The organism is Streptomyces sp. NPDC053750 (assembly GCF_044544295.1).
GTDB lineage: Bacteria > Actinomycetota > Actinomycetes > Streptomycetales > Streptomycetaceae > Streptomyces.
Map to the genome: position 1 here is coordinate 53,629 of NZ_JBITXB010000011.1, position 20,828 is coordinate 74,456.

At 70.0% G+C, this 20,828-nt stretch carries 9 protein-coding genes; all 9 read left to right on the plus strand.

What is annotated here, in order from left to right; all coding sequences use genetic code 11:
- Nucleotides 1–21 precede the first annotated feature (21 nt).
- The 9 genes from trpA to pglZ all read left to right on the plus strand — a co-directional run bounded on the left by trpA (nt 22) and on the right by pglZ (nt 20,746).
- Nucleotides 22–819, plus strand: a complete 798-nt coding sequence (trpA, locus tag ACIGO6_RS27785; RefSeq protein ID WP_399881362.1) for a tryptophan synthase subunit alpha — start codon at nt 22–24, stop codon at nt 817–819.
- Nucleotides 812–1,327, plus strand: coding sequence for a hypothetical protein (locus tag ACIGO6_RS27790; protein ID WP_399880973.1), 516 nt, complete (start codon nt 812–814; stop codon nt 1,325–1,327). The genes trpA and ACIGO6_RS27790 overlap by 8 nt, the downstream gene beginning before the upstream one ends.
- Nucleotides 1,324–2,595 (plus strand): DNA cytosine methyltransferase, encoded by a 1,272-nt coding sequence (locus ACIGO6_RS27795; RefSeq protein WP_399880975.1) that lies wholly within the window; start codon nt 1,324–1,326, stop codon nt 2,593–2,595. The genes ACIGO6_RS27790 and ACIGO6_RS27795 overlap by 4 nt, the downstream gene beginning before the upstream one ends.
- Entirely contained in the window at nt 2,595–3,713 is a 1,119-nt protein-coding gene (locus tag ACIGO6_RS27800) for a DnaB-like helicase N-terminal domain-containing protein (protein WP_399880977.1), read from the plus strand. Before ACIGO6_RS27795 ends, ACIGO6_RS27800 begins: the two co-directional genes overlap by 1 nt.
- A gap of 65 nt (nt 3,714–3,778) precedes the next feature.
- Nucleotides 3,779–5,149 (plus strand): DUF317 domain-containing protein, encoded by a 1,371-nt coding sequence (locus tag ACIGO6_RS27805; protein ID WP_399880979.1) that lies wholly within the window; start codon nt 3,779–3,781, stop codon nt 5,147–5,149.
- 261 nt (nt 5,150–5,410) lie between these two features.
- Nucleotides 5,411–10,102, plus strand: coding sequence for a BREX system serine/threonine kinase PglW (gene pglW, locus ACIGO6_RS27810; protein ID WP_399880981.1), 4,692 nt, complete (start codon nt 5,411–5,413; stop codon nt 10,100–10,102).
- 62 nt (nt 10,103–10,164) lie between these two features.
- Complete coding sequence (pglX, locus tag ACIGO6_RS27815; RefSeq protein WP_399880983.1) at nt 10,165–13,905, plus strand: BREX-2 system adenine-specific DNA-methyltransferase PglX; 3,741 nt, start codon at nt 10,165–10,167, stop codon at nt 13,903–13,905.
- A 23-nt stretch (nt 13,906–13,928) separates the two neighbouring features.
- Entirely contained in the window at nt 13,929–17,828 is a 3,900-nt protein-coding gene (locus ACIGO6_RS27820) for a phage resistance protein (RefSeq protein WP_399880985.1), read from the plus strand.
- Nucleotides 17,828–20,746 (plus strand): BREX-2 system phosphatase PglZ, encoded by a 2,919-nt coding sequence (pglZ, locus tag ACIGO6_RS27825; protein WP_399880987.1) that lies wholly within the window; start codon nt 17,828–17,830, stop codon nt 20,744–20,746. The genes ACIGO6_RS27820 and pglZ overlap by 1 nt, the downstream gene beginning before the upstream one ends.
- The last annotated feature ends 82 nt before the right edge of the window (nt 20,747–20,828 follow it).

Consider the following 20,828-nt stretch of genomic DNA (forward strand, 5'->3'; position numbering starts at 1 on the left):
CCCGCCGGGAAAGGCACCAACCTGGCCACCTCCGATCCCCTCCAGACCTACCTCACCCAAGAATCCTGTGCGCTGGGCGTGTTCGTCCCCGCCGGCCTGCACCCGGCAACCGCACAGCGCCAGCACCTCGATCAGCTCGCGCACGCAGGTGCCGACCTGTTCGAGGTCGGCCTGCCCACCGAGGACGCAGCCCTCGACGGTCCCGTCATTCAGGCCGCCTACCACCGCGCCCTGCGCAGCGGAAACGCCCTCGACCACGCGGTGCGCGCCGTCGAACACGCCGCCAGCCTCCGGCCGACCGTTGTCATGGCCTACTGGGAGCCCGTGAGCCGCCACGGCCCCGCGTACGTGGCCCGCGTGTTCGCCGACGCCGGCGCCGACGGCGTGATGATCGTCGACCTGCCCGCCCACCAAGCGGCCCGCTGGCACGAAACCGCACGGGAGACGGGCCTTCGCACCCCACGCCTCATCCCCCGCACCACCCCTGACCCGCTCCTCCCGGGCGCAGTCGCCGGCGCGTCCGGATGGCTCTACGCACCCGCCAGCACGGCCCCCACCGGCTACCGAGGGCCTCTCGACATCCCGGCGCTCGCTGGCTTCACCCAGCGGCTACGCACCGCGAGCCCACTGCCCGTGGTCTCGGGAGTGGGGATCTCCACCCCGGCCCTCGCCGCACGTATCGCCCCACTGGTGGACGCCGTCGTCATCGGCACCCCCGTCGTCCGCGCCCTGGCCACCGACCCGGCCCAAGCCCCGGACCTGACGGCCGCGTTCGCCCGAGCCCTGCACCCGACCACCCTCACGGAGACCCGTGCCTGATCGCTCCGCCCCGACCGAGGCCCTCGACCAGATCACGGCCGACGCCCTCACCCTGCACCAGGCCCTGTGCACCAACAGCATCGGCCACGCGCACGCGCTGGCCGCGCGGATCACCGACGCCCAAGGCATCGCCGGCGCCGCCCTGCGGCTGTTCCTCGACCTCGCCCAGCACACGCCGCACACCACGGCCGGGGAGCTGCTGCTCCTCGACCACGTCGCGCAGATCGCCAAGGCCGCCCAGGACGCAAGCGCCGAACTGACCGCAGCCCTCGCCCGCGCCGTGGAGAACCAACGCCGCCGAGCCGACGCCACGACGGGGTCGGCCGTCCTCATCCGCCCCTCACCACAGCAGTTCATCGAGTCGGCCACCGACCTCCTCGACCGCATCCCCACCCTCCACCACGCCATACGCCGCGACCGGCTCGGCGTCGTGGACGACTGCTCCCCCTGGGCGTGCCGCGGGGACGCGGAGGCGCTGACCCGCGACGACTTCGGGCTGGCCACGTGATACTCGACCTCTTCGCGGGGCCGGGCGGCTGGAGCAGGGCACTGGGCGTCCTCGGCGTGCGCGACGTCGGCCTGGAATGGGACGAGTGGGCCTGCAAAACCCGTGTGGCCGCTGGACAGTTGACGATCCGCACCGACGTGGCCATGTATCCGACGTGGCCCTTCCTCGGCCGCACGCACGGGCTGATCGCCTCCCCGCCGTGCCAGGCATGGAGCATGGCCGGCAAACGCCTCGGCCTGCTCGACCAGCCGCTGGTGCACACGGCGGTGGAGGACCTCGCCGTCGGCCGTGACACCCGCGAGCGTCTCCTCGCCGCCTGCCGCGACGAGCGCTCCCTGCTCGCGGCCGAGCCGATGCGCTACCTGCATGCCCTGAACACGGTCGGAGAGCCCGAGTGGGTCGCGATGGAGGAGGTGCCGGACGTTCTGCCGCTGTGGAAGCAGTACGCGGCCGTTCTGCGCGGCTGGGGTTTCTCGGTCTGGTACGGGATCCTCAACGCCGCCGACTTCGGCGTTCCACAGACGCGCAGGCGAGCGATCCTGATCGCCTCCCGGGTCCGTACGGCACAGCCTCCCACGCCCACCCACGCCCAAGTCGCCGAGCCTGACTCGCTGTTCGGTCCGGGCCGCGCCCGCTGGGTCAGCATGGCCGAGGCCCTCGGATGGGGCGCGACTAACCGGCCCGTTCCCACCGTCTGCGCCGGCGGCGGACCCGGCGGCGGACCCGAACCGTTCCCTTCGGGCTCCCGCAAGTCCCTCTCCGACGCCCGGGAGCGCGGCACCTGGATGCCCAGGCCGGACGGTGTGCTCCTGCAGTCCCGCCGCGAAGGAACTGGCTGGAAGGCACGGCACGGCACACGACAGAACCGTGCCGCCGACGCTCCGGCGCCGACGTTCACCGCCGACGCACACCGCTGGTCCTGGTCCCTGCGCAGCAACAACCAAGCGAACGCCACCGTCCGCCCGCTGTCCGAGCCGGCGGGCTCACTGTTTTTCGGGCACCGCGCGAACGAGTGCACCTGGGTCGCCGGACCAGCCTCGCCTCCGACCGAGGACACGGACACACCAGCGGTACCCGAGCCGATCCGGATCAACGCCCGCGAGGCCGGCCTCCTGCAGACCTTCCCCGCCGACTACCCCTGGGCCGGCAACAAGGGCCAGCAGTTCTCCCAGATCGGCAACGCCGTACCGCCGTTGCTCGCCGGCCACCTCCTCGCCCCGCACCTCGGCGTCACCCTCAACCCCGACGACTTCACCCTCGCAGCCTGATGCCCCACGTCCCCGAACCCGAAGAAGACCACCTCGACGCCATCGCACCGCCGCAGCCGGTGTTCCACGTCGAGCAGGCCCTCCTCGGCGCCCTCCTCCTTCATCCACACCGCCTCGGCGACGTGACCGGCATCGCCGCCGACTCGTTCTCCACCGCCGCGCACGCCGCCCTGTTCACCGCCATCAGCACCCTGCCTCCGCCCGACCCCGCCGAGCACGCGAAGAACACCAAATGGCTCGACCAAGTGCTCGCCACGGGGCGCGAACAGGCGCGCGGGCTGACCGCCTCCTACCTGCACACCCTCGTCCAGGTCTGCCCCTGGCCCCGCCACGCACCGGCCTACGCACGGATGGTCGAGGCCGAACACGCCCGCCGGCGCCTGCAGACGGCCGCCGAACGCCTCATCCAGAGCGTCGACGACGCCACCCACCCGCACCCAGTCGAGATAGTGCTCGCCGAGGCCGACGCGCTCACCGCGGTCGTGGACGACATCGCGAGCCGGTTCCCGCCGCGCGCCGGAGTGCTGCCCCGCACCGCGGCACCGCCGCCGGCCATCACCACCGACCGCACCGAGGCGGTCGAGGAGGAGCAACTGCTGCTCGCGACCGCCACCGCCCACCCCGCCGACATCGAGTCCGTCCGGTGGCTGCTCCCCGACGACCTCACCCGGCCCCTGCACGCCGGCCTGTGGCAATGCCTGACCGCCCTGGCCCGCCGCCGCGAGCCCGTCGACCCCGTCACCGTCCTATGGGAGGCCCAACAGCGCGGCCTGCTCGACAACGCGAGTGAACCCGGCGAGGTGCTCCGCCTGCTGGCCGAACCGGCCGGTTCCGTGGAGCACTGGGGCGAACGTGCCCTGCAGCGCTCCCTCCTGGCCACCGCCGATCACGCTGGCCGGCGCATCTCGGCGTACGCCGGAGACCCGGCGAACACCCCGTTCCAGCTTGTGGTGGGCGCCCGCCGCTCCCTCGCCGACATCAGCGCCGTTCGCACCCGCTGGCAGCACGCCACCGGAACTGTCCCGCCACCACGGCCGCGCCCGGCACCCGCCACTCGCGCCGGCCCGCCGACCACGACGGCCGCTCACGCCGCCCGCGCCGCGCGAGCAATCCGATAGCACCCCACTCACGCCGGTGGCCGGACCCGAAGGCCCGGCCACCGGCAGAAGAGACGACACCCAACGTGACTACCTCCATCGACGCTCACGTCCGCCTCGACACCCACCCAACCCATCCCAGCGCCGTGACCGCTGTCCTGACCGGCAGCCAGGCCCGCATCGCTCTCATGGCTCTGGAGGCAGCCGACTGGGCCGTCCTCGCCGACAACGTCCTGGTCCTGGCTCGCATCGACCACGAGGAGCCCTACTGGGCTGAGGATGCAGCCAATCAGCTGTCCGCCGGCGGCATCACCGTCGAAATCACCCCTCGACTCCGGGAGGCCATGGACGAGGAATGGACCTGGGCGGACTATCCGATGCCGTGGTGCACCCGCAGCGAGATCCGCGAGGTCTCCAACCAGGCGCAGAAGATCCACGACGACATCCGCTACGGCCATCTCCTCATCCACGCACACGCCCACGACGGCCACACCACCGTCGCGGTCGGCACGTACCTCGGCCGCAACGGCAAGTCCGTCTACCTCCACGGCGAGGACCACCTGCGCCAGGTCGCCGACACCTTCGACTCACCCGCCCAGGCCCTGCTCGCCTTCGAGAAGATCCACGGCACCGACATGCGCCCCGGTCCGGCACCCCTGACCGACGCCGAGCGCGCCGCCGTCGAGGCCCGCGCCACCTTGGACCTCGGCGCAGCGAAACCCGGGCCTCACCGCCCGGAGCCGGAGACCGTCCCCGTCTACCTGGCCGATGCAGGCGACCACGACGCCCTCCTCGACTCCTTCCTCGACCGGCACGGCGAGTTCGAGAAGTGGCGGACCTGGTCCGACGAGACAACCCACGCCATCCACGAGTCGCAAACCCTGCGCATCGAGCGCGTTCACGAGGCCCCGGCCCACGAGACCGCGTGGACCGTGGCTGCCTACGAGACGCCCGTCTCCGACCGCATGTGGGTCCTCACCGCGACCGGCGCCACCCCCGCCCTGGTGATAGCGGAACTTCTGAATCACCTCGCCGACGGCGACGGCTGGGACACGACCACCGGCGTCCCGGTGGACGAGAAGATGGTCACCGCAGCCACCCAGCCGCTCTCCGACGCCGGATGGAAGCACACCGTGGACGGGCGATGGATCCGCTGGACATCCCCCGACGGGAACGTGGGCGTCCAGTTCGACGCCTTCACAGCACAACACCCGAATCAGAACCTGGCCACCTGGACCGTCTGGGCCGGCCCCGGACCGGACCGGCCCACCTGGGCCATCACCGCATCCCCGCTCACCCCGAGTTCACTGCTGGCCGGCCTCGCCGAAACCCTCGCCCACGAGACCGGCACGCACCAGGCACAGCCTGCGGGCCGCGAACACAGGCCCAGCCTCGCTACCAGTCCCCCGGCCACGCCCATGTTTACGGCCGACCCAGCCGTCAGCCGTTCATGCTGATCATTGGCGCACACGAGCGCGGCAACGTAGCGCGGGATCGCCGGTTGGTGAAACCGGCGATCCCGCGCACATTCGTTCGCGGCGCACTCTGCCCCGTTCCATAGACGCCGGGTCTGGGATTCCGCGGCCTCGGTCGTAGCACGCTCAGGCCGCTCTTGATGTCAGTGACACCCTTTAGGATTCGGTCCGAGGGTTGAGCTGTGCTTCCTGAACGCAGCGGCAGGAACTACGGCAGGCTTACAGACACGGACGGGGAGCCGCATGCTGGAAGACCGGTGGACGACGGTCACCGAGTCCGAGTATGAGCACGAGCGCCGTGGTCTTGAGGCGATCCGCCGGCGTCTGCCAGATGAGGAGCCGTGGCGTGCCTGGACGAACTTCATGTTCACCGCGAACAGCGGGCACGTCCGTGAGGTCGATCTTCTGGTGGTAGCGCCGGCCGGGGTCTTCCTGGTCGAGTTGAAGGACTGGCACGGCTCGGTCCACGGCGGCGGCAACGACTGGGTGCAGACCACGCCCAGCGGGACCAGCCGTCGGCACGGCAATCCGCTGCACCTGGCGAACCGGAAGGCCAAGGAGCTGTCGGGCCTGATCAACGGCGTCTCCGGTCGGCCCGCGCACCGAACGAAGATCTGGGTGGGTGAGGCTGTCTGTTTCACGGACGACAAGCTTCAGGTGAACCTTCCGGCTGCCGACATGAACGGCGTGTTCACGGTCAAGCAGCTGGTGGAGATGCTGGCCGTGCCGCCGGGAGACGCCCGCTACCAGATCACAGCCGAGGCATCCCGCTTTGTCGATGCAGCCCTGAAAAAGCTCCGTATCGCGCCGATCCGCCGCCAGCACGAGGTGGGCTCCTACCTCCTGGAGGCGAAGGCGTTCGACTCCGGGCCGTCCTGGGCCGACTATCTGGGACGCCATTCCCAGCTGCACGATCTGGCACGGGTACGGGTCTTCCTCAGTGAACGTGGTGCCTCCGACGACGAGCGGCGCTCGGTGGAGCGTGCCGCCGCCCGCGAGGCATCGGTACTCAGCCGTTTTCGTCATCCCGGTGCGGTACAACTGAAGAATTATCTGCCGTCGGGGCATCCCGCCGGGCCCGCGATCCTCTTCGACTACCACCCGGAGACGCTGCGCCTGGACGATTACCTGGTCCAGCACGGTGAGGGTCTCGACCTGCAGGGGCGCCTCGCGCTGGTGCGGCAGCTTGCCGAGACGGTGCGCTCCGCGCACTCCCGGCGGGTCCACCACCGCACGCTGTCGGCGCACGCGGTGCATGTGATTCCGCGCGACCGCGGTCCACGCGGGCGGGAGCTCGGCGAGGAGCAGCGCTGGCTGCGTCCGTGGACGCAGATCGCGGATTGGCAGATCGCCACTGGGCAAAGCTCCAGCCGCGGCCGGCCGCTGACCCTGGCTCCGACTAACGTGACGGGGTTCCATGTCGCCGAGCAGGCAGATCCCTATCTGGCTCCGGAGCTGAGGATTCCAAAGGCCGATCCAGTACGCCTCGATGTGTACGGGCTCGGCGTGCTCACGTATCTGCTGGTGACCGGGCAAGCGCCTGGCGCGAGCCAGAGCGAGGTCATGGCACGTCTGGAGGCCGGCGAGAGTCTGCGTCCCAGCGCGCTCGTCGACGGTCTCAATCCGGACATCGACGATCTGGTGGAGGCTTCCACCGCGTACGAACCGGGTCGGCGTCTGTCCACGGTCGACGACTTCCTGGAGATGCTTGAGTACGTCGAGCAGGCATTCGTCGAGGAGGTCCCGGGCGGCGGGGATGCGGCTGCAGTCGCGGGCGGGGACGGCGGTTCAGCCGCAGGCGTGGGCGAGGAAAGATCCGAGCCGGAGAAGGACCCGCTGGAGGCCGTGGCCGGGGACGTACTGGCCGGACGCTGGGAGGTCGTGCGCCGCCTCGGTACAGGCTCGACCGCGCGGGCCTTCCTGGTGCGGGATCTGGAGGGCGAGCCTCGGCGCAGCGGCGGCCTGCCGGTGGCAGTGCTGAAGGTCGCGCTGAGCGAGGCCAAGCATGCTGTCCTGGATCGTGAGGCGGAGGTCCTGGGCCGGATCCACAGGGACTCCAGCATCATTTCGCTGTACGAGCCGCAGCCCCTGACATTGGCTGGGCGCCGGGTCCTGGTCCTGGAGTACGTGGGCGACAGCAGGGAGCTGAAGGACCAGGACGGCAGTGCGAGTAAGGGGCCGCGCCGCCGGGAGGACACCGTTGCCCGCCAGCTGCGGGACAACGGCCGCTTGGGCATGGACCAGCTGGAGGCGTACGGGAAGTACCTCTTCGGTGCTGTGGAGCACTTGGAGGCTGAAGGGATCTGGCACCGGGATCTGAAGCCGGACAACATCGCGATCCGGGTCCGCCCCAACGGCACCCGTCAGCTGGTGCTGATCGACTTCTCGCTCGCCGGGTACCCGGCGAAGGAGATCGAGGCGGGCACCGAGGGCTATCTCGACCCGTTCGTGGGCGTCATCACGCGCGGCTCGTACGACGGGCACGCCGAGCGGTATGCGCTGGCCGTGACGCTGCATGAGATGGCGTCGAACGAGCTGCCCCGCTGGGGTGACGGCTCGGTCACGGCCCGGCAGACGGATGCGAAGGAATGGCCGTACCCGCAGCTGGCGGCAGACGCCTTTGAGCCGGCTGTCCGGGACGGCCTGGTGGCGTTCTTCCGTAAGGCGCTGGCCCGAGATGTGAAGGACCGCTTCCCGGATCTCAAGCCGATGGAGCGTGCCTGGCAGCGGATCTTCCTGGACGCACAGCAGACCACGGCGCCGAGCACCGGTCACGGTGAGAAGTCGGGGCGCGGGGCGAAGGGCGGCACCGACGCGGTTGCCGGGTCGGCGGCGCAGCCGCGGATCGGGCGGGAGGACGACGACGTCTCTGCCGAGCAGGTCCGCGACCAGCAGGCCGAGCGCGCCGACCGGAACACGCCGCTGTCGGTGGCGGGTCTGACGGTCGCAGCGCAGTCGCAGCTGTTCGCGATGGGGCTGAACACCGTCGGGGACGTCTTGGAATACTCGGCGAAGAAGTTCCTCACCGCGCCGGGCATGGGCTCGCGCACCCGGGAGGAGATCCAGCGCCGGCAGAAGGAGTGGAACGCACGCCTGGGCAAGGCGGCTCCCGCGCCGCTCAGCGCGGAGGCCCGCAAGGCGGCGGGCCAGGAGCTCTCCGACCTGGAGCGGGCGGTCGCAGAGTCGGTCGCCGCCGACGGGGACGGCGCATCCGACCCGCAGGTGCTGGGTGGCCTGAGCCTGGACGCGCTCGCCGCCCGTCTCGTACCGAAGCCATCCAGCGGTAGTGCCCGCTCCAATGCGAAGGAGCGCGAAGCAATCCGGCTGCTGCTGCGGCTGCCCGATGAGACAGGGACGCTGCCCGGGGGCCTGGCCTGGGTCCGGCAGCGGGACGTCGCCGATGCGGTGGGCCTGACCGCGGGCCGGATCCCGCAGATCGTGAAGAAGGCGCGCGAGCGCTGGTACAAGGACGCGGCCCTGGGGCTGCTCCGTGAGCAGGTGGTGGAGCTTCTGGCTGAGCGCGGCCGGGTGGCCCCGGTGATCGAGCTCGCCGACGCCCTCATCGCCCGGCGCGGCACCCAGCACGTGGAGCGGCGCGACCGGCGTGCACTCGCCCTGTCGCTGCTGCGTGCGGTGGTCGAACGAGAGAGTTACGACAACGAGTCCCCGCCGCTCTTCCGCTACTTCCACGCCCGCATGCCCAAGGGCGCCGATCCGGTACTCGGCCTGCTCGCCCTGGATGTCCGGGAGGACGTGGACGGTCCGGACACCCCGGCACTGCCCGCCCTGCAGGAGTACGCGCTGAACCTGGGCGTACGGGCCGACCGGCTCGCGGCGCTTGAGTCCCTGCCGACGGCGAGCACGGTCCTCACCGAGCTGGACGCGGTGCGACGGCCACCGGGCAGCCTGGGCTGGGACGAGCGGCGCACGGCCGAGATCGCGGTCGCCGCCTCCACCCGGGCCGCGCTCACCCCGCGCCTGGAGATCTACCCGCGCGACCTGGACCTGGTGCGTGCGCTGCGGATCACCCAGGCCGGCGTGGTCGCCGTGCAGCCGGGCGTCGAGGAGGAGCGGCAGCCGGGCCTGACGGTGGACGCGCTGCACAAGCGGGTCGCCACCCGCTTCCCCGACCTGGGCACCGATCCGCTGGCGCCGCGCGAGCTGCCCACGGGCAGCGCCCTGGTCCGCGCCCTGAAGCAGGCCGGCTTCGAGCTGAAACTGGCCACCCGCTACGACAAGGTGCTCCGGCTCATCCCGGATCGCCCCTCCGGGGACGCCACTGCCGGGCTGACCTCAGCGAGTTGGGGCGCCTCGGCGGCTCGCCGCTCCGCCCCCACCCAGTACGACGCGGACGCGGCCGTCGCCGCTGCCGTCAAGGCTGAGCAGCGACTTATGCACTCGGCGCAGCAGGACGGCTTCCGGGTCCTGACCGTGCCCCAGCGGCGTGCCGAGGACGCGGTGCGGCGGCTGGCCGGCGAGCCATACGGGGCTCGGCCGGTCTCGGTGACCGGACTGTTCGCGGCCGAACTGCGCGGCGTGGTCGGCGAGGCTGCCCGTCCGACCTGGGAGACCGTTCTCAAGGCGGACGCCGCCGAGCCGGGTAGTCGGGCTCACCAACAGCTGCGCATACGCACCGACAAGGCGTGGGGGCGGATCGAGCCGCAGCTGCGGGAGCAGCTAGCGGAGGCCGATGGTCCGCTGTTGCTCACCGACACTGCGGTGCTGGCCCGCTACGACGCGCTCGACCTGCTCGGGCGCCTCTCGGAGGAGGCTCGACAGGGCGGCAGCCCGCTGTGGCTGCTCGTCGCCCAGTCCGATCCGGCACGGGCTCCGCGGTTGGCCGGGCAGAGTGTTCCCTACCAGGCAGGGTTCGACGAGTGGATCGTTGTGCCTGACGCCTGGGTCGCCCGCAAACACCTCGCACCGGACGCCTGACCTGTTTCACCCCTTCTCATCTGATCTTCTCCCTCCTCTCCCATTCCCGACTGGAGCCGTTCGTGATCGACCGCCAGAGCCTCCTCGCCGACCTGCAGAAGCAGGTCAAGGCGGCAGAGACCGACCTGGAGCAGCAGGTCAAAGCCGTCCCTGAGGTCGGGACGCGGCTGCGTGGGGAGTATGAGCAGGCCCGGAAGTTGGGCCGTACGGCGGCGACGTGGAACGCCTGGCTCGGCGAGCGGATCACCCAGGTCGCGGTGGCCTGGGTCCTCGGCACGGTCTTCGTGCGGTTCAGCGAGGACAATCGACTGATCGCCGAGCCGTACATCACCTCCCCCGACGTGGCGGGGCGGGAGATCGCCCAAGCGCGGTTCGAGGAATACCTGGAGAAGGACACCGACCCGACGTACCGCGGATGGCTGGAGAGGGCGTTCACCGAGCTGGGCGCCGGACAGGCCGGGCGGCTGCTCTTCGATCGTGATCACAACCCGCTCTACCAGATCCCGCTGTCGCACGACGGCGCCGGCGCGCTGATCGCATTCTGGCGTGAGCAACGCGCCAGTGAGGTCAGCGGGGACGAAGGGGCGGGCGGTCCGGTCCTCGTGCACGACTTCAGTGACCCGCTGAGCGAGGACGGCACCGAGGGCTGGGATACCCGGTTCCTGGGCGACCTGTACCAAGACCTGAGCGAGGCGGCCCGCAAGACGTACGCGCTGCTGCAAACGCCGGAGTTCGTGGAAGAGTTCATCCTCGACCGGACGATGACCCCCGCGGTGCGGGAGTTCGGCTTCGAAGAACTGAAGATGATCGATCCGACATGCGGGTCGGGGCACTTCGTGCTCGGGGCGTTCCGGCGGCTGGTGCGGATGTGGGCTGAGCAGCGGCCCGAGGTTGGCGCTTACGAGCGGGTGCGAGCGGCCCTCAACTCGGTGCACGGGGTGGACCTCAACCCGTTCGCGGTCGCAGTGGCCCGTTTCCGACTGCTGGTCGCGGCGATGGCCGCGAGCGGCATGCGGACTTTCGAGGAGGCACGGCGCTACGAGTGGCCCATCCAGCTCGCGGTCGGCGACTCGCTCATCAAGAACCGGCAGCTGGAGCTGCAGTTGGGGCTCGCTCTTGAAGAGGAGGGCGGCAGCGCAGCCGGTGACCCGCTGGCCGACTTTTCGTACGCTACAGAGGACGTGCACGAGCATCCCGGGATTCTGGAGCAAGGGCGCTACCACGTGGTCGTAGGCAACCCGCCTTACATCACAGTCAAGGACAAGCAGCTCAACCAGCTGTACCGGGAGCTGTACAACGCGTGCGCAGGGACGTACGCACTGTCGGTCCCCTTCGCCCAGCGGTTCTTCGAACTAGCCAAGAAGGGAGGGGCGGACGGGCACGGCTACGGCATGGTCGGCCAGATCACAGCGAACTCCTTCATGAAGCGTGAATTCGGCACCAAGCTCATCGAGGAGTACTTCGCGCACAAGGTCGAGCTGACGGAGGTCATCGACACGTCGGGGGCGGTCATCCCGGGGCATGGGACGCCGACGGTGATTCTCATCGGGCGACCCAGGGAGGGATCAAAGCGACAGGCGACGATCCGAACGGTGCGGAGCGTGCAGGGGGAGCCTACGGCGCCGGAGGAGGGGAAGGAAGCGGAGGGGCTGGTGTGGCGGGCGATCGTTGAGCTGATCGACCGACCGGGGAGCGCGGGACAGTGGGTGTCAGTAGACGACCTGGAGCGGGGTCGCTATTTCGGGAAGCAGCCGTGGATCCTGGCTGATGGCGGACTTGAGATGGTAGAGACGCTAAGTTCCGAATCACGTGCCCAGCTCCGATCAGTTGCGCAGGAAATTGGTGCGGGTGCGGTGACGCGCGAGGACGAAGCGTTCATGGTCGGTGCGGGAGCCTTGCGACGTGCCTGCGTCAAGGATGACGAAGCACGCCAGCTCGTGGACGGCGGCTCCGTCCGCGACTTCACCATCAGCGGGGCGACGACCTCAGCGTGGCCATATGACGAGAAGACTCTCAAGGCGATGGCATCGCCGGAATTGAAGCGCTTCCTGTGGCCGTCCCGCCGCTACCTCATCGACCGCGTCGCCTTTGGTAAATCACAACTGGAACGTGGACTGGCCTGGTTCGAGTACTCCATGTTCTTCAAGAACAGGTACATGCCGAAGTTCACGATCGCTTTCCCGTTCGTTGCTACGCACAACCACTTCGCCCTGAACCGCGGGCGGCGCGTATTCATCCGTACCGCTCCGGTCGTCGTACTCAACAAAGGGGCAAGCGAGGAGGAGCATGTGCGGCTGCTTGGGCTGCTCAATAGCTCCACCGCTGGGTTCTGGCTCAAAATGGTTAGTCACGACAAGGGTAGCCAGGGCGTAAACGAGGGCTACAAGTCACAGGTCTGGGAGCGCTTTTACGAGTTCACCGGCACCAAGCTCCAGGAGTTCCCCCTTCCCACCGATTACCCCACGGCACTCGCCACCGCCCTCGACACCCTCGCCCAACAGCTCTCCGCCGCCACCCCAGCCGCGCTCGCAGCCAAGACAACCCCCACCGCCCCCGCCCTCCGCGAAGCCGAAAGCCGTTACGCCTCCCTCCGCGCCCGCATGATCGCCCTCCAGGAGGAGCTGGACTGGCAGGTCTACTCCCTATACAACCTGCACTCCGAGGACCTGCGTCTCTCCGACCCCGATGAGGTGCCCGAACTTGCCCTCGGCGAGCGGGCCTTCGAGATCGTGCTCGCGCGTCGGGTTAAAGCCGGCGAGGCCAGCGACGAGTGGTTCAATCGGCACGGATCGAAGCAGATCCGGGAGATCCCCGGCCACTGGCCCGCCGACTACCGCGCCCTCGTCCAGAAACGCATCGACGCCATCGAGTCCAACCGAGCCATCGGCATGGTCGAGCGCCCTGAGTACAAGCGGCGCTGGGCCACCGAAAGCTGGGACATCATGCGGCACAAGGCGCTACGCTCCTGGCTGCTCGACCGGATCGAGGACCGCTCGTACTGGTTCGACGGGCAGGGCAACCCGACCGTCATCACCCTTGCCCGGCTCGCCGAAAGCCTCTCCGCCGACGAGGACTTCACCGCCGTGGCGGAGCTGTACGCACCCCGGCAGGACCTCACCAAAACCGTGCGCGAGCTACTCGCCGAGGAACACGTGCCGTTCGTCTCTGCCCTGCGCTACAAGCCCTCCGGGCTGAAGAAGCGAGCGGACTGGGAGCACGTGTGGGAGTTGCAGAGGGAGGAGGACGCCGCACCGGACGAGCCCGCCAAGCGGAAGGTCCGTGAGCGCACCCCGGTGCCGCCGAAGTACGCTTCCGCCGACTTCCTAAAGCCGAGTTACTGGCGGGCACGCGGCAAACTCGATGTGCCCAAGGAGCGATTCGTGTCGTATGGCACGGTCAACGCGCAGTCGCCGGAGCTGTACGGGTGGGCCGGCTGGGATCACCTGGAGCAGGCCCTCGCGCTCGCCTCGTACATCCAACAGGCTGGGCTCAGCGACGACGACCTCGTGCCTTACCTGGCCGGGCTGCTTGAGCTGCAGCCGTGGCTGGAGCAGTGGTATGGCGAATACGACCCGGAGTTCGGGGCGTCGCCGGCTGCCGAGATTCTGGCTTTTAGGCAGCAGAAGCAGGGTGAGCTCGGGCTGACCGACGATGCGCTGCGGGCCTGGCGTCCGTCCGCCGCCCGCCGTGGATCCGGCGCGCCGAAGAAGCGCGCGAGCTCGAAAGCCGCCATCCAGACGTCCATCGCGGACGCCGACACGGACACCGTCACCGTTGCCGTCAGCGGCGCAGAGTCCGCCTGAGCAGGGCGAGGAGCAGACACACCATGGCTTTCATGAACAGGAACAATCCTCGTCCCGAGGACCGGCCGCTGCTTCGGGAGCTGATCGACATCCCGGAGTCGGTGTCCACCTCCGACTTCGTGTTGAAGCTGAACGAAGCGGTCACGCCCGAGGGGGCCGAAGCGGCGCTGAAGGACTACGTCGTCACCGACCGGCTGCTCGGCAACTTCGACGAAGCCCTCGACCTGATCAAGTCCGCGCTGGACAGCCGCTCGTCGAAGGCTGCCTATCTACACGGCTCGTTCGGTTCCGGTAAGTCGCACTTCATGGCGGTGCTCTACGCGCTGCTGTCGCGGAACCAAGCCGCCCGGGCGCGCCGCGACCTCGACCCCGTGCGAGCCCGGCACGCCTGGCTGGATGCGGACGACCGCAAGTTCCTGCTGGTGCCTTACCACATGCTGGGCTCCAAGTCGCTGGAGCAGCGTGTGCTCGGCAAGTACGTCGAGCACGTACGGAAACTCCACCCCGGCTGCCCGCTGCCGCAGGTCTACCGGACCGATGGGCTCTTCGAGGACTTCGCCGAGCAGCGCCGCCGGAACGGCGACGAGCGGGTGATCGAGCAGCTCGCCGATGCCGGCGACGGCCAGGAGGACGAGTGGGGCGACTCCTTCGCCTGGACCACCGAACTGCTGGATCAGGCGGTGAACGCCCCGGAGGAGCACGAGAACACCAAGGACCTCGACCTGGAGAACCCCTCCACGCCGCGGGAACTGCGGGCCCGACTCGTGCAGGACCTCACCCAGACCCTGTTCCCGTCGTTCTCACGTAACGCCTCCGAGGATGCCGACGGGTTCGTCTCGCTGGACAAGGGGCTCGGCATCATCGCCGCGCACGCCAAGTCCCTCGGCTACGACGGGCTCGTCCTCTTCATGGACGAGCTGATCCTGTGGCTGGCCTCCCGCATCCACGACCAGAAGTTCGTCTCCCGCGAAGCCGACAAAATCACGAACTTTGTGGAGGGCGGCGACGAACGGCGCGCCATCCCGGTGGTGTCATTCATCGCCCGCCAGCGCGACCTGCGTGAGCTGGTCGGCGAGGAGATGTCAGGGGCCGCCGAGGCCGCCGTCCAGGACAGTCTGAAGCTCAGCGGCGGGCGCTTCGACAAGATCGTCCTGGAGGACCGCAACCTCCCACAGATCGCGCAGGCCCGCCTGCTCAAGCCCACCAGCCCGGAGGCCGAGGCGAAGGTGGAGGCTGCGTTCGCCGAGGCCAAGAGGCTCGGTCCGGACGTATGGGACACCCTGCTCGGCCACGACAAGTCCACCACCGGCGCGGACGAGGGCGCGTTCAGGCGGACGTACCCGTTCCCGCCGGCGTTCATGGATACCCTGGTACACATCTCCGCGGCCCTGCAGCGCTCCCGCACCGGCCTGAAGCTGATGAGCCAGCTGCTCGTCGATCACCGCGACGACTGGCGGCTTGGGCAGCTTGTGCCGTTGGGCGATCTGTACCCGGCGATCGCGGGCGGCGGCGACAAGGCGTTCAGCGGGGAGACCAGTGTTCATTTCGAGGCCGCCGACAAGCTGTACCGGGACAAGCTGCGACCGTATTTGCTGAAGACCAACCAGGTCACCGAGGACCAGGTCGAGGCGTACCGGCGCCGCCCCGAGACCCTCGACGACCCTCAACTTGCGGCCCGCTGCCGCGACTTCACCGGTGACAGCCGACTGCTGCAGACCCTGTTGCTGTCTGCGCTCGCGCCCAGTGTGCCCGCGCTGGCCGACCTCACTCTGGCGCGGCTGCATGCCCTCAACCACGGCTCCATCACTACTCGCATCGCGGGGACCGAGGTCGGCCGGCTGGAGCAGAAGGCGAAGGAGTGGGCGGCGACCTTCCCCGAGATAAAGGTGACCGGTACCGGGCCGGGTGCGGTGGTGCGCCTGGAGCTCACCGGTGTCGACCTGGACGCCGTCCTCGCCAACGCCCAGGTCCACAACAACCAGAACAACCGGCGTGCCAAGATGCGCGGCCTGCTCAAGGAGGCGCTCGGCGTCAGCGACGGGCCTGGCGGCTTCGACGCGTACGACGTGCTCAACCTGGTGTGGAAGGGCACCGAACGGCAGGTCGAGGTGGTCTTCGGTAACGTCGCCGATGTCGACTCGCTGCCCGAGGCGACCCTGCGGCCCAGCCAGGAGGACGCCTGGCGGCTCATTGTCGACTTCCCCTACGACGAGGGCGAGTTCGGGCCGATGGATGACCTGCAGCGGCTGCGTGCGCTGCGGGAGAAGCCGGGTGGTGACTCGCGCACGCTGGCCTGGCTGCCCACTCACCTGACCGATGCTTCCCGCGGCGACTTCGAGCGCCTCGTCGTCATCGACAAGGCCCTCGCTGACGAGACCCGCTTCGACTCCGACTTCGCGCGCAGCCTCAACGCCGACGACAAAGAGCGCGCCAAGGGCATGCTCCAGTCGCAGCTGCTCATCCTCACCGAGCGCGTTACCCAGGCGCTGCGGCAGGCGTACGGGCTCACGCAGAAGCAGGAAGGGGTCGTCGACCTGAGCTTCGACACCCACCTGGTCGCCCAGCAGGACGTACCCGAGCTGCGGCTTCCGCTCGGGGCAACTCTGGATACCGCCGCCCGTGACCTGGCCGGCAAGCTGCTCGCCCATCAGTACCCCGCCCACCCCGACCTGGACCCGGACGGCACTGGCAGGCCGGTGAAGCCTGCCGAGATCAAGACCGTCTTCGAGTATGTGCGCAAGGCCGCCGAAAACCGTGACGGGCAGACCGAGGTCGACAGCAAGGACCGCAAGACCATGGCGCGGATCGCGGGCGGTCTTGGGCTCGGCGCCATGAGGGAGGCGTACTACCGGCAGTCCACCGCCTGGCCCGACCACTTCAACGACCGAGCCCGCCGGAACAGCACCGCCGAGCCGACCCTGGTCAAGCTCTCCGACTGGACCGACCTTCCCGAGCCGCGCGGATTGCCCGAGCCGCTGCGTCGGCTGCTCGCCGCCGCGTACGCGGAGATGACCGACCGGGTATGGGTGCGCGGCGGCGTCCCCATCGAACCCGCGCCCGCACCGCACGAGCTGAAGCCGGACTACGCCCTGCGCGAGCAGCAACTGCCCACGGAGAGCGACTGGACAGAGGCGCGCAAGCGGTTCGAGACCATGCTCGGCGACCAGGCGCCGCAACTGCGGCGCGGCCGGATCGTCAACCAGTTCGCCGCACAGATCAAGCAGGCCGCCGCCTCACTCGGCCAGGACGCCGGACGGCTCGTCGGGGAGCTGGAGAAGCACCGTGGCTTCCTCCATCTGAACGACGACTCCCCCCGGCTCGTCCTTGCCCGGCGGGCGCAGGAGCTGGTCAAGGAGGTGACGGAAGCGGGCATCGAGGCGAAGACCGTCGTGGACCGGCTCGCCCGTTTCCCTCTCGGCGACTTTTCCGCACACCGGTACGGCATGTCGTTGAAGAGCGCAGGGAAGGTCGCCAGCGCGCTGCAGAACACCAGCTGGGACCAGCTGAGCCTGGCCGACACCCTCGGCGTGGACGGCGCGGCCGTCCTGGAGCGGGTGCGGGATGCCGCCGCTGGCGACCCGGGGAATTACCCCGATCTGCCGGGCGTGCTGCACGCCAGCGGCCGGGAAGTGCTGTCCCTGCTGAGGTCTCGCCAGAGCACGGCCGAGCGCCCCCAGCCGTCGCCCACTCCTCCGCCGAGTTCCGACAGCGTGGACCTGAACGGCGGCTCCGCCCACCCGCAGGTGCTGCCGGAGCCGCCGCAGCAGCCGGGGCCGCGCACACCGTCCCGGTCCGTGGCCCGCTCCGGCGGCGGGCGGACTACCGCCGCCCGGGCCGCCGCCGAACTGCAGGCGGAGATCGCGGCGCTCGCGGCCGAGCACCCGAACGCCACCGTCGAGGTCATCTGGAAGGTCGTCGACTGATGTCCGACACGGTCACCGCAGTCACCGCGACCGCCGGCCCCGCCCGGCTGTCGGCAGGAACCGTCCGTCAGTACCTCGCCGCCCGCAGTCGGCTCGGTGACGGCACGGTCCGCGTACTGCTGCTGCGGGCCGCTCCCGTCTGGGACGGGCCCGCCGTGCAGCGTACGGCGGGCGGGCTGCAGGCACGGGTGGTCGTCGCGCCCTCGGTGCTGGCCGTGCACGAGCAGATCCTGGGCCACCTCGACGCGCCGACTCCTCCCGACCCCAAAGTCCTGGTCGTCCTCACCGACCGCGAGGACACCGACCTCGACCCCGGGCTGCTCGCCCGCGTCTACGGCGGAAGGATCCGGTCCGTCGACAATTGGGAGGTCGTGCAGGAGGCGTTCGACGCGCGCGGCCTCGACGGGCGGCTGCGCAGGGAGACCTGGGCGGCCGAAGCGCTCCTTGACGCGGCGGCCAGCCGCGGTTGGCCCTCCCTCGGTAAAGGACTGCTGTCCCGAGACGAAGCCCTCACCCGACTGGCCCGGCGTCGGCTCCGGCTCGGCCGCCGTGACACGGACGCGCTGGGCGGGCCGGCCGCACACGACGACGGAGACCGCATCGACCCCATCACCCTGTTCCGGTGGACCCACATCCCAGGCGGCCCCAACCTCCTGCGCGACCTGCGCGGACCGGAACGGGCCGGCCTGGCCCGCTTCCTCGCCGAACCCGAACAGGCCGGCTCCACCGGAAAGATCATTACCGCCCTGGTAGACGCCGACCACGGGGCGGACGCAGCCGCCTACGCGGGCGTCTGCGCGGCCCTGTGGGGGCACGCGGAGGCCGACCACGACCTGTACCGGGCGCGCGGGCGCGCCGAGCGATGGCTCGGCGACCAGCCCCCCGCCCAGGGCGACGACCTCGACCGACTCCTTACCTCCTTCGGGCAAAGCGGTGAGGCGTATGTCCGCGGCCTCGTCGACCGGGGCGAACACCGGCTCGCCGACCCGGTCCTGAGCAGGGCCGCACAGCTCGTCACACAGTTCGGGGCGCAGACCGCCGCCGCTGCCAGTCCGCTGCTCGCCGCCGGACTCGATGCCCGCTTCACCGCCGCGGGCCGCGCCCTCTCCGACGGCGGTCCCGAGATGGTCACGGCTGCCATCACCGCGCTGGCCGAACACGCCCTGGCCGTCGACGGCGCCACCCAGGCCCGTATCGAACGGGTACGGATGGCAGCGCGGCTGCGGCGGTGGCTGGCGTCCCAGCCTGAAGTCGACATCGCCTCGGTGGCAGACGGCGCCGACCGCCAGATCCGCGAACTCGGCTGGGTAGACCGAGCCTTGGAACACCTGGACGCGGGCGGCGACGCAGATGACGCACTCGCCAACGCCTACAGCCGGATCGGCGAGCAGGTGCGCAGTAAACGTCGTGAGCTGGACCGCGCGTTCTCCGAGCGGCTCGCGGTGTGGACCGCAGATGGCACCGCCCCCGGCGCCATGCTCACCGTCGAAAGCTTCCTGGACCGGATCGTCGCGCCCGTCGTGGAGTGTCCCGGCCGACGGGTCCTGCTCCTCCTCATCGACGGAATGAGTGCGGCGATCGCAGCCGAACTGGGTGAGGAACTGCACGCACACTGGTCCGAGTTCGACCCGCTGCAGCGCGCGACCGGAGCACCGATGAGGCGTGCCGTGGCCGCTGCGCTGCCCACCCTCACCACCGTTTCCCGCACCTCGCTGTTCGCCGGCACCCTGATGAAGGGCGACCAGAACGACGAGAAGCGGCTCTTCCCCCAGCACCCGTGCTGGAAGGGGGCCCCTGCGGCTGTCTTCCACAAGGACGATCTGCGCAGCCCCGACACCGGCTCGCCCTTCTCCACCGCCCTGACTGAAGCGCTCGCCGACGAGCGCACCCATGTCGCGGTCGTCCTCAACACCGTCGACGACCGGCTCGCCAAGGAGCAGAAGCTCGGCGACGGCGCTTGGGAGATCAAGGAGATCGGCGGCCTGGAACCGCTGCTGCGGGCCGCCCGCGCCAACGACATGACCGTGCTCCTCACCTCCGACCACGGCCATGTGGTCGAGCGACGCGGCAGCAAGATCGACACGGCCGCCGGCGCCATAGGGTCGGCCCGTCACCGCGCCCCCGGCGGACCCGTCGCACCGGCCGAAATCGAGCTGTCCGGACCACGGGTGGTCTGGCCGGAGCCCGGATCGCGGATCGTCGCGCTGCGGGACCACGACGCGCGGTACACCGCGCTCAAGGCGGGCTACCACGGCGGGGCAACCCTCGCCGAGTTCACCATCCCCCTCCTCGCCCTACTGCCGTTCGGCGCGGAGCCACCTACGGGGTGGCGGGAGCTGGGCGACCTTACGCCCGCATGGTGGGAGCAGGACAACGACGCCACCACCGGACTCGAGGCCGAGACGAAGGCCGGAGCCGATGCCATCGCGGCACCCGAGGCCACCGCTGCACGCCCAAGCCGCAAGCAGGCCAAGAAGTCAGCCCCGCCCGTGACAGAGGGCGCTATCAGTCTCTTCGGCGAAGACGAGGTCGCACCCTCCGCACCACAGGAACCTGTCGCCCCTGTAGTGAAGCCTGCGGCCGTACCCGTCTCCGATCAAACAGAGGACCCTGCCACCGCACTGGTGAATCGCCTCATGGCCACCGAGCTGTACCAGGAACAGCTGGCACTGCTCGCCCGTGTGCCACGCGACAAGGCGGTCCTGCCGAAGGCTCTGGCCGCGCTGGTCGAAGCGGGCACCCTGCCCATGACCGCCCTGGCCGAACGCGCCGGCCAGCCCGCCACCCGAGCCCCTGGCCTCGCCGCGACCCTGGCCCAGCTCCTCAACTATGACGGCGCCCAGATCCTGGAAATTCTCCCCGACAACCGCACCCTGCGCCTGCACCGGGGCCAGCTGATCGAGCAGTTCGGACTGTGAACCGGGGGTCTGCGGCCATGCCGGGCGGTGCAGTCGGCCCGCCCGGCCGCTCCGGGCACCGGCGGCGCGGTGCACGCACGGG